This is a genomic window from Dehalobacter sp., assembly GCF_030063005.1.
Lineage (GTDB): Bacteria > Bacillota > Desulfitobacteriia > Desulfitobacteriales > Syntrophobotulaceae > Dehalobacter > Dehalobacter restrictus.
In genome coordinates this window covers 1-14,457 of the sequence record NZ_JAPDHR010000003.1, presented here as the reverse complement: position 1 = coordinate 14,457, position 14,457 = coordinate 1, and the positions used below count along the sequence as shown (strand labels likewise).

Annotated in this window: 15 protein-coding genes and 1 riboswitch; of the genes, 5 read left to right on the top strand and 10 right to left on the bottom strand. The window is 39.4% G+C overall.

Going from position 1 to position 14,457, the window contains the following annotated elements:
• Window positions 1-1,550: 1,550 nt before the first annotated feature.
• Window positions 1,551-1,697: a hypothetical protein gene (locus OKX56_RS01325; protein WP_167539426.1), complete on the top strand. Its 147-nt coding sequence runs from the start codon at window positions 1,551-1,553 to the stop codon at window positions 1,695-1,697.
• Between the two features lie 41 nt (window positions 1,698-1,738).
• Here OKX56_RS01325 and OKX56_RS01320 read toward each other — a convergent pair whose 3' ends face one another.
• Window positions 1,739-2,596, bottom strand: coding sequence for a DegV family protein (locus OKX56_RS01320; RefSeq protein WP_025205669.1), 858 nt, complete (start codon window positions 2,594-2,596; stop codon window positions 1,739-1,741).
• A 173-nt stretch (window positions 2,597-2,769) separates the two neighbouring features.
• Here OKX56_RS01320 and OKX56_RS01315 point away from each other — a divergent pair, with 173 nt between their 5' ends.
• A complete protein-coding gene (locus OKX56_RS01315; RefSeq protein ID WP_025205670.1) occupies window positions 2,770-3,702 on the top strand; it encodes an arginine deiminase family protein in 933 nt (310 codons plus the stop codon).
• On the opposite strand, the gene OKX56_RS01310 is transcribed toward OKX56_RS01315, so the two are convergent.
• The 4 genes from OKX56_RS01310 to truA form a co-directional block, all read right to left on the bottom strand.
• Complete coding sequence (locus OKX56_RS01310; protein ID WP_025205672.1) at window positions 3,703-4,875, bottom strand: ABC transporter permease; 1,173 nt, start codon at window positions 4,873-4,875, stop codon at window positions 3,703-3,705.
• Between the two features lies 1 nt (window position 4,876).
• Complete coding sequence (locus OKX56_RS01305) at window positions 4,877-5,560, bottom strand: ABC transporter ATP-binding protein (protein WP_025205673.1); 684 nt, start codon at window positions 5,558-5,560, stop codon at window positions 4,877-4,879.
• On the bottom strand, window positions 5,544-6,434 hold the full coding sequence (locus tag OKX56_RS01300; protein ID WP_025205675.1) for an efflux RND transporter periplasmic adaptor subunit: 891 nt from the start codon (window positions 6,432-6,434) through the stop codon (window positions 5,544-5,546). Before OKX56_RS01300 ends, OKX56_RS01305 begins: the two co-directional genes overlap by 17 nt.
• 292 nt (window positions 6,435-6,726) lie before the next feature.
• Window positions 6,727-7,461, bottom strand: a complete 735-nt coding sequence (gene truA, locus OKX56_RS01295; RefSeq protein WP_025205677.1) for a tRNA pseudouridine(38-40) synthase TruA — start codon at window positions 7,459-7,461, stop codon at window positions 6,727-6,729.
• 111 nt (window positions 7,462-7,572) lie between these two features.
• Between truA and OKX56_RS01290 the strand changes: the two genes are divergently transcribed.
• A complete protein-coding gene (locus OKX56_RS01290; RefSeq protein WP_019225393.1) occupies window positions 7,573-7,770 on the top strand; it encodes a cold-shock protein in 198 nt (65 codons plus the stop codon).
• A gap of 52 nt (window positions 7,771-7,822) precedes the next feature.
• On the opposite strand, the gene OKX56_RS01285 is transcribed toward OKX56_RS01290, so the two are convergent.
• Window positions 7,823-8,080: a hypothetical protein gene (locus tag OKX56_RS01285; protein WP_019225394.1), complete on the bottom strand. Its 258-nt coding sequence runs from the start codon at window positions 8,078-8,080 to the stop codon at window positions 7,823-7,825.
• A 401-nt stretch (window positions 8,081-8,481) separates the two neighbouring features.
• On the opposite strand from OKX56_RS01285, the gene OKX56_RS01280 reads away from it, so the two are divergent.
• Window positions 8,482-9,972 carry an FMN-binding glutamate synthase family protein gene (locus OKX56_RS01280; RefSeq protein WP_019225395.1) on the top strand — a complete coding sequence of 497 codons (1,491 nt, stop codon included), beginning with the start codon at window positions 8,482-8,484 and terminating at the stop codon, window positions 9,970-9,972.
• 5 nt (window positions 9,973-9,977) lie between these two features.
• Here OKX56_RS01280 and OKX56_RS01275 read toward each other — a convergent pair whose 3' ends face one another.
• The 3 genes from OKX56_RS01275 to OKX56_RS01265 all read right to left on the bottom strand — a co-directional run bounded on the left by OKX56_RS01275 (window position 9,978) and on the right by OKX56_RS01265 (window position 12,185).
• Entirely contained in the window at window positions 9,978-10,151 is a 174-nt protein-coding gene (locus OKX56_RS01275) for a hypothetical protein (protein WP_019225396.1), read from the bottom strand.
• A gap of 16 nt (window positions 10,152-10,167) precedes the next feature.
• Window positions 10,168-11,022, bottom strand: a complete 855-nt coding sequence (locus OKX56_RS01270) for a hypothetical protein (RefSeq protein ID WP_019225397.1) — start codon at window positions 11,020-11,022, stop codon at window positions 10,168-10,170.
• Between the two features lie 209 nt (window positions 11,023-11,231).
• Entirely contained in the window at window positions 11,232-12,185 is a 954-nt protein-coding gene (locus OKX56_RS01265) for a tetrahydromethanopterin S-methyltransferase subunit H family protein (RefSeq protein WP_019225398.1), read from the bottom strand.
• A 160-nt stretch (window positions 12,186-12,345) separates the two neighbouring features.
• A riboswitch (cobalamin riboswitch) is annotated at window positions 12,346-12,521 on the top strand.
• A gap of 104 nt (window positions 12,522-12,625) precedes the next feature.
• On the opposite strand from OKX56_RS01265, the gene cobT reads away from it, so the two are divergent.
• Entirely contained in the window at window positions 12,626-13,744 is a 1,119-nt protein-coding gene (cobT, locus tag OKX56_RS01260; RefSeq protein WP_019225400.1) for a nicotinate-nucleotide--dimethylbenzimidazole phosphoribosyltransferase, read from the top strand.
• 94 nt (window positions 13,745-13,838) lie between these two features.
• Here cobT and OKX56_RS01255 read toward each other — a convergent pair.
• Window positions 13,839-14,457, bottom strand: a 619-nt coding sequence (locus OKX56_RS01255; protein ID WP_353737744.1) for an accessory gene regulator B family protein, incomplete at its 5' end; no start/stop codon positions are given.

Below are 14,457 nucleotides of genomic sequence, written 5' to 3'. Positions count from 1 at the left end.
ATTACATACTCTTTAAATTTTCCAAAATCATATTCATGAACAGTAGAACATTCCAAGAGCATTGTTTCTCGCATTTATTACCTCTAATATTTTTAACCTGAGGTTATTAATAAATATTATGTAAAGTAAAGTGTAATGCAAAGATGGGATAATGCGTTGAGGATTGTAATCAGCAATAAATCTGTTATGTCGCACTGCTCCGGTGTTTTTGATTTATTGTTTGTCATACATTTTATTCTTTGCTCTTGCTTGGACTTTTGTTTTACTAAGCTTTTGTTAATTATATAACTTCTATTCTTGTCACGCGTATATCTTTTTCATAGCCCTTGTATTTTTCATATTTATTTCTGCTATGTCTGCCTGGCCTGTTTTACTTTATCAGTCTTTTTTCTATATTTTATCTGAATAATTGCTTTTCTTTTTTTTGCCAAAAAATGCTTCTGAATAGCAGCCCCAGATTTGCCCTGTAAGGCGTTAAAATGTATTGGGTAAGGTATTTGTACCTTGGAATATTTGTACGCTTAATTGAGTTAATCAATATCGAGGCAATTTTAGTTCTTTTGTGATTTGTAACCAGATTCTGGTCTAATTGCAAAGCTTAAACTTTATCCTAAAGTTTAATAATTTTCGTTAGATTAAATATAAAGTAATTTTAATCCTCATATTTAGAATTATTCAATTATATAAATATAAATGGAAAATGAGTTCTGGGATTTTCGATTAAACACGCCAGTCGATAGGATTAATTATTTCATCGTTATAGGTCAATTAGATAAAATATCTACTAATTAAAAAAGGATATTACATTTTGATTAAGAAATCTCATTGATTTAAGTTTCCCCTCTTTTAATAAGTGATATATTTCACATGTTATATTAATATTACTTCTAAATTTCGATATGTCTTTTTACTTTCAAATCTGTATAAAAATGAAATTATTAATATTTCCCTGGCTTATCAAAACAAAATAATATAAGGCCCCTGCCCTATCAAGACTCTTTGATCGATCCTTACAAATTGTTTGAGCTTTTAATAAGAATTAGCGGTATTCTTATTTTAGACCCGACCGGTCGTCAGTATTTAAAGCTCACATTTGTATAATTTACATTCAATATAAACATATTCCATCCCATCAGGCCGTTTTATCGTTGCTATAATATCTTTTCCACCGTCGCAAGTTGGTGGAGTCCATTTTGTGTCAATTCGTCAATATGTCACTCATTCGACCGGCCTCAAGTCAAATAAACTTTTATTACTTTTTCCCAAATATGGTTCGGGAATACTTCCTTTAGGTGTAATTAATTATCTAACATAATAGACAGCAGGTCTATATCTAATCTCTAACTATCAACAGCATAATAACATATTATCCATTTTCATTCTTGAGCATTTGTATTTTTACTACGTCCCCTTCCTGAATCACCTGTAAGGGGATATAAGACTTTCGATTTTTTTCATCAAATTCCTTGTTATTTTTCTTTGAATAATTCACTTCTTTTATACAAATATTAAATTGACTTAGTTTCATTCAGTAGAAGGAAGGGATTATTATGGATAATAATAAAAATAGAATCAAAGACAGAGAAAAAAGCAATGCTGAATTAAGAAAAATGAAACCAAAAGATAACGCAGATGTAGGAATTATTAACGGCAATAAAATTGGTGTACATGATGGCAAACATGAAAAGAGTAAATAATGCTCTTTCAAGAATCTTTTGGCTTTAGTTAGCTATTTTTATTACCTTAATGCTTTTTGCGTGTAATAAACAATGCCAATGGTACCTGGACCAACATGCAGGCCAATGACCGGTCCGATAGCTATGATATCTATGTTAACTTTCAACTTTTCTTTAATCAGTTGTGCAAGTTCCTTTGCTTCGTCCAGACAATTGATATGATGAATAATGACCTCTCCTAAACCATATTTGCTTATGTTATCCAGCATGATATCAATCATCGATAATACTGCCTTTTTCTTCGTTCTTACTTTTGTTACAACGGTCGTTATGCCGTTTTCCACAGTCAGAATCGGAATAATCCCAAATAAGTCACCAATTAAAGCACTGGCCCCGCCAATTCTGCCGCCTTTTTTTAGGTATTTGAGGTTTTCAGGAATAAATAAGAACCTACTTCTTTGAATATTTTCTAACGCTGCTTCTTTAACTTCCTCTAATGTCTTATTTGCTTTTGCTTCTCTTGCAGCCATAATGACCGCTAACCCTAGCTGCATGGAATTTGACCTAGAATCAATGATCTCTATCCTGGCATTTTTATGCTTCTCTAATACCATCTCTTTCACTAATTGCCCTGTTGAAAAGGTCCCGCTCATTTCTGAAGATAAGAAAATACAGCAGAGGCTATCTCCCTTCTCGATTACCGCAAGCATTTCATTATATAACTCGCCAATAGAAGGCTGCGAAGATGTCGGAATTCCATAAGAATCCATTTTTTTATAAAACAGATCGTTATCGATATCTACTTCTCGTATACTGTCACTCCCAAATGAAAGGCTCAAAGATACCATTCTAATATTTAGTTCTTCTTTGATTTCCTTACTTATATAGCTTGTACTGTCAGTTAGAACCTGTACTGCCATCTGTTTATCTCACTTTCTTTATTGGCCTATTTTCTATTTCGACAATTATTTTTCTTTTTTATCATATAATGTAAAACACTGCTTGTCTATTATTGTTCAAAATATACTTCTAAAATGCCTATTATTGTGAATACTACATCCAGATAATTTTGCTTTTTTAGGGGGAATTCCGTTTGAAACATATTGAAGTATTTGGTACGGAAAAATTAGCTCGTTTACGTAAAGTCATTCTTCATAAGCCCCAACAGTCTTTGAATTTAGTCAATCCGGCAAATTATCAGGAATGCTTATTTAATTTTGTCCCTGATATTTTTCAATATCAGTTGGAACATGACCGGTATGCTGACCTTCTGCGCTCTCAAGGAATTGAGGTACTCAACCTTCAGGATTATGTACAGAAGAATAGAACGCTCATGGATTCTCTACCGAATTTACCCTATCTTAACGATACTTGCCTGATTACAAGTCAAGGAGCTATCCTCTCCAAGATGTGCCCCGGCAGCCGCGCAGGAGAAGAAAAGGTTGTCGGAGAAGCTCTGGAGAATCTCGGCATTCCCATCTTTCATGCCTTTGAGGGTGAGGATCAATTTGAAGGGTGTCTGGCAATTTCGCCTGAAATTCTTTTTTTAGCGGATACCGAGCGGCATGCTCAAAAAACACTCGAAGAATTTTTCAATAAAGCACTCCATCTTTTTTCGCAGATCATCTATGCGGAGATTCCCCAGGAAAGACGGTATATGCACCCTGATATGATTTTTGGCAGAATCAGTGAAAGTCTGGCCTTAGCTTATTTGCCGGCTTTTTTGAAAACATATCTGATTACCGAAAAGCAGCGCACGGAAATTAATATACGGGATTATCTTGCTCACCGGGAAATGGAACTTATTGATATCTCCGACCAGGAACAGCAGTTATGGGGCTGCAGTTTTGTTTCTGTGGATGCTAATATTCTCATCCATTATGATATTGCCTTAAATCTTAGGACCCAAAATGAGCTGAGCCGCAGAGGGGTGGAAATGATTCCCTTCCATCCTGAGGCCTTATTAGCTGGGGGCGGAAGTCTCCGCTGCCTGACTTTGCGCGTTTGGCGAGACTCTAATCTTTAACTAAAGACTTCTCAGAGCGTCAATCGGATTTAATTTACTGGCTCTTCTCGCAGGCATATAGCCAAAGATAATTCCGACGACAGCTGAAAACCCTACCGCTAAGATAACGGTGGATAATTGCATGGTGTAACCGACACCAATCAGGGTGGAAGCAATATAGGCGATGACACTTCCCAAAATCAAGCCGATGAGCCCGCCAAAAATGGAGAGAAAGATCGATTCGATTAAAAATTGCACCTGGATTCTATTGGGGGTGGCTCCCAGGGCTTTGCGCAAACCGATTTCCGTCGTGCGCTCGGTAATCGATACCAGCATCATATTCATGATCCCAATCCCGCCTACAACCAGAGAAATAGCGGCAATTCCTCCTAAGAGCAGTGACATCATCCCCATCATAGACTGAAAAAAAGCAATAATATCTCCCATGTTGAACACAGAGTAAGCCTGATCGTTATAGTTAAAAGCAGTGTTTAAAACCCCTTTAATGTCCAATACCGTATCATCGGCTAAGCTTGTATCCACTAAAAAGACATCAAGAGCAGTGATATTTTTTACACCCAGACTGCGAAGTGCAGTCGTATACGGGATTACGATCGTGTCATTTGTGGAGGTGATGCTAAAACCGCTTGATGGAGCCATTGTACCAATGATCTGATAAGTTGTTCCGTTGATGATCAGGTTTTTTTCAAGGGGGTCGACTCCATAAAAGAGTGCGGTTACAAGTTCCTGCCCGATAACGGCAACCTGGTTTTTACTCCGAATATCCAGGATATTGATGGCTCTGCCTGATTGGAGCAGGCTTTTATTCGATTGAAAGTACACCTCATTTTTTCCCTGAACATTGATATCTTCTTTGACTTGGTCCTGGTAAACAATATTGGTTTTGGTTAACACAGTCGGTGATACGCCTTTGATATTTTTAAGATGAGCAATGTTTTTCATATCTTCCTCGTTTAGTCCTTGTTTCAGCGGAGTACCCATTGCATTGACCGTAATTTTATTAGCGCCGAGGGAGGTCACTTGTTGACTGATGCTGTTGGTCGCACCCTGAACAATGGTTATAAGCGCAATGATTGAGGCCACACCAATGATAATACCCAGCATGGTTAAGAACGAGCGAAGTTTATTGGTGACGATGTTTTTCCAGGACATCATGATACTTTCCCACAGCATATCAAGCTCCCTCCCCCTCTGTTAAGTTTCCATCCAAAATATGAACAAGGCGTTTGGCGTGACGCGCAATATTTTGATCATGGGTTATCATAATGATGGTTCTGCCTTCATGATTTAATTTTTCGAAAAGATCCATGACCTGATTGCCGGTTTTTTGGTCCAAGGCTCCGGTTGGTTCATCCGCAAGCAGAATAGTCGGGTCGGTAACGATTGCCCGGGCGATGGCCACCCGTTGTTGTTGTCCGCCTGAAAGTTGATTGGGGAGGCTTTCTAGCTTGTCTTGAAGTCCAACACGCGTGAGAATGGCCTTGGAGCGTTTTAGGCGTTCCACGGGAGACAGACCGCTATAAATGAGTGGAAGCTCGACATTTTGCTGGGCAGTCATGCGCGGCAAAAGTTGAAAGTTTTGAAAAACGAAGCCAATCTCTTTGTTCCGTACTCTGGCCAATTCAACCTCATTCAAATCGTCGATATCGTTGCCGGATAGAAAATATTTGCCGGTTGACGGGACATCCAAACAGCCGATGATATTCATCAGCGTAGTTTTTCCTGAACCGGAGGGACCAAGAATGGATAAGGATTCGCCTGAACGGATAGTAAGATTGACATGATGCAAAACTTGAAGTTCCTCTTCTCCCATGAAGTAGCTTTTACAAACATCTTGCATCTTAAGGATTTCCGTCATTGATCTGGCCTCCTTGCATTCTGCCGCCAAAGGTCAAATTATTTGCTGTCGTTGTTTTGGGATAATAGATGGTTTCTCCTACGGCTACCCCTTTTTTGATTTCTACGGTTTGGCCGTCATTAACACCGGTAGTAATCTCCGTATGCACGACGGCATTGCGTTCCCCTTCTTTGAAGACGAAGGGCGTGTTGTTAGCGTCAAACTGGATCACTGACATGGGCAGGGTAACCACTCCGACGGCTTTTTGATTTTGGATGGTTACTTCTGCCGTCATGCCGATGCGTAGACTTGGATCTTTATTAATGTCAACAGCCGCCGTAAAGTAGGTCACACCACCTGCAACCGTACCTTCTCTGGAAATACTGCAGATTGTACCCTTCAGTTTTTTTTGAATAGCGGCAATTTCAATATTTGCTTCGTTGCCTGTCTTTATGGCAGGGAGATCATATTCATCGACTTTGATACTAATCTGAAGGTTGTCATAATCAACGATGTCCATGAGCATTGTACCGGCCATGACCTGGGACCCCTCTTCCGCGGTCAGGTTTGTTATTTCACCATTAATTTTGGCTTTTATCGCCTCACCGGTTGTTGTTTTAAGTAAGATATCTCCTTTTTTAACCGTATCCCCTTCTTGAAAATTAAGCTTTGAAACCTGCATGATTTTTTCTGACATGACGGTTTGACGGTTTTGGGTTTCAATATTTCCGGAAAATGTATAATTGGTCGTGATATCCCCCTTTTGGGCAGTTACACTATCATAGGAAAAAGGTTTTGGTCGTAAGAGGTAAGCCGACGCAACACTAATAACGACAAGGGTGATCAAGCTATAAATCATCCATTTGCGGATTTTTGATTTTCTTTTTGTTTTCATTTTAGGTGCCTCCCGTTTAGCAAGTGCCTCCATTTATTTAGAAGCATTCAAATATTTAAATATTTTTTGTTTCGCTTAGTATGAACGAAAAAGTTCAATTCAATTAATTCATTATGATTACATAATCGCCGCTCCTTACCATCTATGGCAGTGAGGTATAAGGCCATCTGTAGGCAAATAAAAAAAGCAAGAACCATACAGTTGATTCTTGCCTTTTGCTTACTCGGTTTATATTTGTTTCCTCAGTTATATTTGTAAATCTTGAATTTTATTCTCTTTGCTATAATAATGGTTAGTACTGTACATCGACTAAGCATAAACCTTTGGCTTGTGCCAAGGGCCCTGCTTCCCAACGTTTCTTTTCCTGTAAGATTTTTTTGACATCGTTCGGCTGCAACGTGCCTTTTCCTACTTCGAGCAGCGTTCCAACGATAATTCTTAGCATATTCCATAGAAAGCTATTGCCGTTAAATTCAATTTTAATAAGGCCTTTATTTTCGTTAATCAAAATAGAATTGATTGTTTTAACAGTGGATTTAGCACTGCGCTCATTTGTAAAGCTCTGAAAATCATGCGTTCCAATGAGCAGTTCTGCAGCAGTCCTCATTTGTTCCAGATCCAGCTTATCCGCTAAGTGATAGGTATATTTTCTGTTAAATACATCCCTGAATTTATTATTATTGATGGTATAAACATACGTTTTTGCTTTGACGTTATATCTGGCATGAAATCTTTCAGATACTTCTTCCATTGATTTTACAACAATATCTTCCGGTAAAAATTCATACAAATAGGCTAAGATCTTCTTGGTCTTGAAGGTAGATGTTGTATGGAAATTAGCAATGTAATTTTCGGCGTGTACCCCGGCATCTGTCCTTCCACAACCGATAACCTGAATCTTCTCCTCTGCCATTTTTGCTAAGACAGTTTCAATTTTACCTTGAATGGTCAGATCGGTATCTTTTTGTTTTTGCCAACCTTTATATTTGGTCCCATCATAGGCGATTGTCATTCTTAAATTTCTCATTTAGAGTCTGCCTTTCTATATTTTTTTAAATGTCTTAATTATCCCTAGAATAACTTACTACAATGATCAACATAATAATAATGAAACAAAAACAATTTGGAGGTGTGTTCCATGTTTGGGACTGTTAAGTGGTTCAACTCTGAAAAGGGATTTGGATTTATCGAAGGAGATGGCGGACAGGATGTGTTTGTTCATTTTTCATCTATTAAATCCCAAGGATATAAATCGCTCAATGAAGGTCAAAAAGTACAATTTGATGTAGAAAAAGGACAACGCGGGCTCCAGGCAACAAATGTAACTCTTTCTTAAAAATATATCTTTATAATAGCACTGTTTGTTTTTATACGGTGCTATTTTTCGGTTATGGTACTTTGGGGTAGGTCTCAGATGCGTTATTCAAAGCCTGAAGTGCTTGTTCTTCAGGCATATTTCCAATTATGGCAGCACATTTGTTACACAGTATTTTTCCTTTACCTTGAAAAGCACTAATACTTCTTTCATCACTGCAAGCGTTACGGAATATCGGCACATTACAGAATTCACATCGTTGAAATTCAGCATCCTGATGACCTTTAAGATAACCTTGAGCATTACTGCGTCTTAATTTTTGATGTCTCATTTTTTTCACTTCCACAAAAAAGTTAATGTTATTTTGTCCAAAATCCAAGTTCTTGAATAAGGGAAAAGAAAAAGGGTTCGGAATCGAACCTCTTAGTTTTACTTTATTAATCTAAACTCATTATAACATAAAAATGTTTTCTTTACTATAACAGCCGAGCTTGCATCAATCAACCATTCTAGCATGGACACGGGTATTATTAGGTATTTATCTATTTCTTACCGAAACCAAAAGAGAAATAAAAGGCAGCCTTTGGTTATGGTATGTTATGGATATCTAGAGGTGGCAAATAATAAAAGGTATCTTTTTAAAATTTAGGATAAGAATAATACTGTTCATTAAAAATAATAAAAAGGTATTCGAACTCTTCGAATTAAGCATTACACGTGAGGTGATATTACATGAATAAAGATTCGGGAGATTTCAGTTTTTCTTTTAAGGCTCTCGGCTCCATTGCAGCCATTTTAACAGCTGGTTACGCCATAGGACATCACAAAGAACAAAAGTCCCTAAAAATCCGCCGCTCAAGAAATCGAAAAATAATGCTGGCATCTTTACCGCTAGCTTTATTAACTACCGGACCACTAACGCGTAAGTTAATTCAAAAAAATGTAGCAAAAGCAATTACTATTTTAACAACAGATGAATACGGTAAAAACGTCATGGAGCTATGGACTGCCATTCATCGGGCCGGTGTTCAAAACATTGTTGAAAACAACTTAAGGGCAACACAAGGGACAACGATTAACAGGCCAATTGGCAGTTCAAAAAGGTTTGACGGGTTCGATAACCTTATGTTTGTTCCACCTCAAATGACGATGCTCTCTAAATCAGGCGATACCGCAGTTGACATGAAAGTGACACTGGGCCCTAAGGCAACCAAGCCTCTTACGGTCAATATACCTCTTCTTATTTCTGGAATGGCTTATGGAATCGCTCTAAGCGAGCCAGCAAAAATAGCTTTAGCCAGAGGAGCAAAACTAGCAGGGACAGCTACAAACTCCGGTGAAGGCCCCTATCTGAAAGAAGAACGCGATGAAGCGGATAAATATATTCTGCAAATTGCCAATTGGCCATGGGGATTACGCACGGATCAAGAGATTGCCTCTGCGGACATGCTGGAAGTACATATTTCGCAAGGAGGGCAGAAAGGCGTCTTCTATGTAGCTCCGGATGAAATTAAAGGCAAAGCACGTAAACTTATGGGCTTATCCCCCAATCAAGGGATATCGGGTCTACCTGCTCCTCCCGGTGTACAAAGTGCCGCAGATTGGCCCATACTGGTCAATAACCTGCGTAATAAAGCGAATGGAATACCTATTGCTCTGAAATTGATGTCCACAGACAAAATTGAAGAAGATTTAGGTTTAGCTGTAGATGCAGGGTTTGATGTCATTGCCGTCGACGGAACGCAAGGCGGATCGCTTGTTTCCAACCCCACGATGCAGGATGACTTTGGAATTCCCAGTCTCCATGCGTTAGTTCGCGCGGTCCGTTACTTACAAAACCGCGGAGTTCGAGAGCAGATAAGTCTGATTGTCTCTGGCGGCTACTTTAATCCCGGAAGCTGTTTAAAAGCACTTGCGCTTGGTGCCGATGCTATTTATCTGGGTACCGTCCCCTTATATGCCTTAGCCAACAAGCAGCATCAAAAAGTAATCCCCTGGGAACCTCCTACAGTCCTTGTTAGCTATGCATCGAAATATAACAAAAAGCTAAACATAAACTTAAGCGCTGAAAGAGTATCCAATGTCTTACGTTCTATGGCTGTTGAAATGGAACAAGCCATTCGTGGCTTGGGGAAAGCTTCTGTTAAAGAGCTAAGCCCTAGCGACTTAGTGGCGCTTGATACGTTCTCTGCTGAATTAGCAGGGGTAAAAAGAGCATATTAGTTTAATTATAAACCTAGAATTTGCTTGAATTCTTCTTTTAACTGTTTCTTAAACTGTAGATTCGGCTTCACGGTTACCTTATTTTCGCGCAATTGAGGCAGAATCTTGAGGAACCCGTAGTATTCTTTTTCAGCTGTTTCAATAATTTCCTTTACCTTATAAGATTTTCGCATATTCATCAATCCCCTCCCCCTCTTAAATATCTCGTTCACGATTAATTACCAATTCCTCATAGGCTTCGTTGTTATGACAGATGTTGTTCCAGATACTATCGATGATCATAGCATCGACCTGCTGAAACAGATACTTTTCGCTTTGAACGTAGATGATGGCGCATATCTCACTTCTAAAGAATAAGGGAACAGCCATAATTGATGCGTCGTCGCTGATCCTAAAGTCCTTATTAATAATCGATTCCTGAGCCAGCTCCTTTAATGTGGCTCTATTCACAATCGGTACATTATTATATGAGGCAATCTCTTCAGATACAATCAGATAATTGCAGTGTGTCTTTCTAATAGTATATAGTTTAAATTGGATATTGATTACCTTTGTTATACTTTTAATAAAATATGGATCCGTAATTTCTTTTCCAATGTTTTTAATATCTTCAATCATTTCCATTATCGATGCGTTATTTAAGATTCTTAATATCCCCATCAAGGCAACACTGATTTCATTCAGCATGGCATTTTTAATAACAGCAGACTCAGACAATATAGCCTCCATGCTAAGCTCTCCATAAGGTGTTTTAATGCCAATTGTTTTAAAACTTATAAACGGCAGCTTAATCATTAATAACCATAATAAAATATATAAGACGATTCTTATCGCTTGAAATACGGGTGCTTGAAGAATTTGGGCAAAAACACCTAAATGATCTATATTTATCCCTACAGGATTACTTAGAAATAACTCCTCACAGAAATAAAGGCCAATGAATATTGCGATCAGTGCGATGAATATCCCCCATATTTGTCTGGCATTTAGCCGTTTTAGCTGATAAAGTGTTTTAGACAAAAACATTTCAAATATGTCTTTTATAATCAAATTATTGCCCTCACTTTTATCCGATTACAACATCGGTACCAATATATGGTAAAGTATAGTCAAAAATAACTCCTTGTGAAAAAGTAGAAATAATTTCTAATATATAAATATATAAACAGCTCCTTCCAGGCAGTATCCTCAACAGGATCCACTTCAGAAAGGAGCTGTTTGTCCCATACATTCATTTACAAAATTACGACAATTGTTTTTTATTTCGTTTTATCGAATTCTACCAGTTTCTGTGCGAAATCATAAAAATATTTATTCAACGGATGAGTAGGATTAGCCGGCAGCTCCTGGCTTTCGTCATAAGCCAAAGTTGAAACTATCATCGAAGCTGCCGCTACAGCAGGCAGTACGCTTGGAGCCGCTTTGATCGGACCATAAAATAAGAAATCGCTCCACAGGACGGCCGATACTGCATGCACTGCAGCATTCATGGCGGAAAAGCCTTCCCCACCCCACATCTCCCGACTTTCTTTCCACATATACGTCCCATTAGCAGGAGCTGATCCAACCGGCCAACCGGTTTCCGCTTTGATTTGTTTGCCTGCCAGGGATGAAAAAGAAATGGACGGAAGATTCATTACTGTCGTATCGATTAAGACCGAGGCAAAATCTTTCGCTCCAATGGCTTTCAGCATTTCACGGCATGCCTGTACCCTGCCGGAAGGAGTCTGGTTCGTTTCATCGAATACTTGCAGGACCACGTGTTTGATTTTCAATTCTTTTAATGCCGCTGCCTGGCCGATGCTGTCTTTATCCCAGGGTGTAATGCTGTTATATAGAATTTTGTCCTGAATACCAAGACTGGCAGCATATTCTGCCGCGTCAAGACGCGCTTTTTCGCCCCAAATGTCTATAGCAAAAGGGCGGTTGCTGATTGTAAGATAAAAATCAATATATTCCTTCATTTCATCTGCGGAAACCGCTGTCAAAGCTACTATGGCAGGTATCCCTGTCTGATCGGACAGCTCTTCCTGCCTGAGAATGTATGAACGGGCTTTTTCACGGTCAAATTTCCTGTCACGGCGGCTTTCCAGAATACGGTCTCCGTTATGAAACATTGAAGATATAAGCAGAGGCGGATTATCTCCAGCTTGGCCACCGACAATCATGTCACAGATGCGGCAAACTTTTGGTGTTAAGTCATATTTAAACATTTCTTCTCCCATATCTGTTTGGATGATTTAGCAAATCGTATTATACCATATATCATTAAAAATAACCATTAATTAACAGTAATTGCCAAATTGAGTGAGTATTTTGAATTAATTAGACTTGACTTTATTGATGATTTTCGTTATCTTAATAGAAGTTAAATATATTTATATAATCTTAGGTGCCCCACTAAGGGAGAATAGGAAAATCGGTAATAATCCGATACGGACCCACCACTGTATAGACGAGTCCCCGCTGATCCACTGGCGTATGCTGGGAAGGTGCGTTCAGGACGTTTGAGTCTGAGTCAGGAGGCCTGCCTAAGAGGTAAAAGTCTTTCCTGGGTAATGGAAAGCGGCGGTGATGACGGCAAAATCCCGACCACAAGAAAATTTGTGGCGGGGTTTTATTTATTTTTAAATATTTTATTGGAGGTTTTTAAATGAGCAGTCTTACAAAATTTCATGGTTTGGAAAATTTAAAAAATGCGACTGGGCAGGAACTTGAAATTGCCTTGCAAGAACTGATGGGCGGAATCAAAGCGCTCGATCAGGAAGCCTTGGCAGGCATGCAAAGCCGTGTAGATGCGAAAATTAAGCCCCTCGGAAGCTTAGGTGTCTTAGAGGATATTGCACAACAGCTCGCAGGCATATTTGGCACCACGCATCCAAAAATCAATAAAAAAGCAGTCCTTCTTATGGCCGGAGATCATGGTGTTGTCGTCGAAGGCGTCAGTGCTGCACCTCAGGAAATCACGAAACAAATGTTCTATAGTTACCTGAATGGCGGTGCCGGCATTAATGTCCTCGCCCGGAATGCCGGAGCAGATGTTATCAGTACGGACATCGGCATTGCCACCCCATTGGACGCTCCTGAGCTTATGGCCTACCGGGTTAAAAACGGAACAGACAATATGGCGAAAGGACCGGCAATGACCCGTCAAGAGGCCATGCTTGCAATACTGACAGGTGCAAGAATTGCGGCCAATGCGATTGACTCTGGTGTTAATCTGTTAGCAACAGGTGAAGTCGGTATTGGCAATACAACGCCGAGCGCTGCCTTGATCTCTGTGTTTACCGGTCACTCTGTTGAGGATGTTACCGGCCGCGGAACTGGCTTAAAAGATGATGCCCTGATTAATAAGCAAACCGTGATTAAATGCGCAATCGAAATTAATCAGTGTAATCCTGACGCTCCAATCGATACCCTGGCCAAAATTGGCGGACTCGAAATTGCTGCGCTCGTTGGAGCAATCCTCGAAGCTTCCTATCAGCATGTACCAATTATTCTCGACGGCATCATTTCATCTGCTGCAGCAATCACTGCAGCAAAACTGGCACCCCTGTCCACTTCCTATATGATTGCTTCTCATAGTTCAGAAGAGCTTGGACAGCATCTAGCTCTTCATCAGCTTGGGCTCAAACCCAGACTTGACTTCCATATGAGACTTGGAGAAGGCACAGGTGCCGCTCTGATGTTCCCGATGGTCGAGGCAGCCCTTAAAATCGCTGATGAAATGGCCACATTTGAACAAGCTGCAGTTACCACTGGAGACTTCTAAAATCTGCAAAGAAAGATGAAAAAGACATGTGCGAAATAATCCGTGCATGTCTTTTTTGCATAATCATCGATAACGGAAACTCTTGATAGTTTAATTAGATCCCAATCTTTTGCATCAGCTTGTCACTTGCTAATACAAAATTCTTGCCGATAGCTGTCTGCATAAACGCCTGAAAAAAAATTCCGATGTTTGCAGGGATAAGGATCACTTCGATCAATGGATATACGTTAATTTGAGATGCGATCCATCTGGCAGCCAATGACAACCCGGTAAAGAAAGCCATGGAAAAAACCAGACAGCGCCGGTAGCTGGAACAATGAGAACCGCCGGTAAATACCCGTAAAGCCAAAGCGGAAAATATTATCACGAGCGTATACACAATGGTACCGAATATTGCAGATACCCCTACGGTTAGAATTAATTCGATTATTACTCCAAGAAGCAAGGCTAAACCATATTCTATTTTCGCTTTATGGACAGCGTCCATTTCTTCACCTTTTACCATACGATTTGTCAAATGATGTGCAACACCCTCGAAATCAAACAATTGTTCACCCATCCTCCAGTCCGTGTTTAGGAAAATCGTCGTTAATTGAAAATCAAACTTCCGTTCACTAAAGCCCCTTGCCGTTGAAGGAGTAAGCTCCGTTTTTTCTCTATAAACTAGATGAAAAAAGGTATATAATCTTTGTAAGATAGCATGGAAATCTGGC

Excerpts from the sequence above, each read along its gene's own strand:
- OKX56_RS01325 (WP_167539426.1), top strand. The coding sequence starts at position 1,551 with ATGGATAATAATAAAAATAGAATCAAAGACAGAGAAAAAAGCAATGCT.
- OKX56_RS01320 (WP_025205669.1), bottom strand. The coding sequence starts at position 2,596 with ATGGCAGTACAGGTTCTAACTGACAGTACAAGCTATATAAGTAAGGAA.
- OKX56_RS01310 (WP_025205672.1), bottom strand. The coding sequence starts at position 4,875 with ATGCTGTGGGAAAGTATCATGATGTCCTGGAAAAACATCGTCACCAAT.
- OKX56_RS01305 (WP_025205673.1), bottom strand. The coding sequence starts at position 5,560 with ATGACGGAAATCCTTAAGATGCAAGATGTTTGTAAAAGCTACTTCATG.
- OKX56_RS01300 (WP_025205675.1), bottom strand. The coding sequence starts at position 6,434 with ATGAAAACAAAAAGAAAATCAAAAATCCGCAAATGGATGATTTATAGC.
- truA (WP_025205677.1), bottom strand. The coding sequence starts at position 7,461 with ATGAGAAATTTAAGAATGACAATCGCCTATGATGGGACCAAATATAAA.
- OKX56_RS01290 (WP_019225393.1), top strand. The coding sequence starts at position 7,573 with ATGTTTGGGACTGTTAAGTGGTTCAACTCTGAAAAGGGATTTGGATTT.
- OKX56_RS01285 (WP_019225394.1), bottom strand. The coding sequence starts at position 8,080 with ATGAGACATCAAAAATTAAGACGCAGTAATGCTCAAGGTTATCTTAAA.
- OKX56_RS01280 (WP_019225395.1), top strand. The coding sequence starts at position 8,482 with ATGAATAAAGATTCGGGAGATTTCAGTTTTTCTTTTAAGGCTCTCGGC.
- OKX56_RS01275 (WP_019225396.1), bottom strand. The coding sequence starts at position 10,151 with ATGAATATGCGAAAATCTTATAAGGTAAAGGAAATTATTGAAACAGCT.
- OKX56_RS01265 (WP_019225398.1), bottom strand. The coding sequence starts at position 12,185 with ATGTTTAAATATGACTTAACACCAAAAGTTTGCCGCATCTGTGACATG.
- cobT (WP_019225400.1), top strand. The coding sequence starts at position 12,626 with ATGAGCAGTCTTACAAAATTTCATGGTTTGGAAAATTTAAAAAATGCG.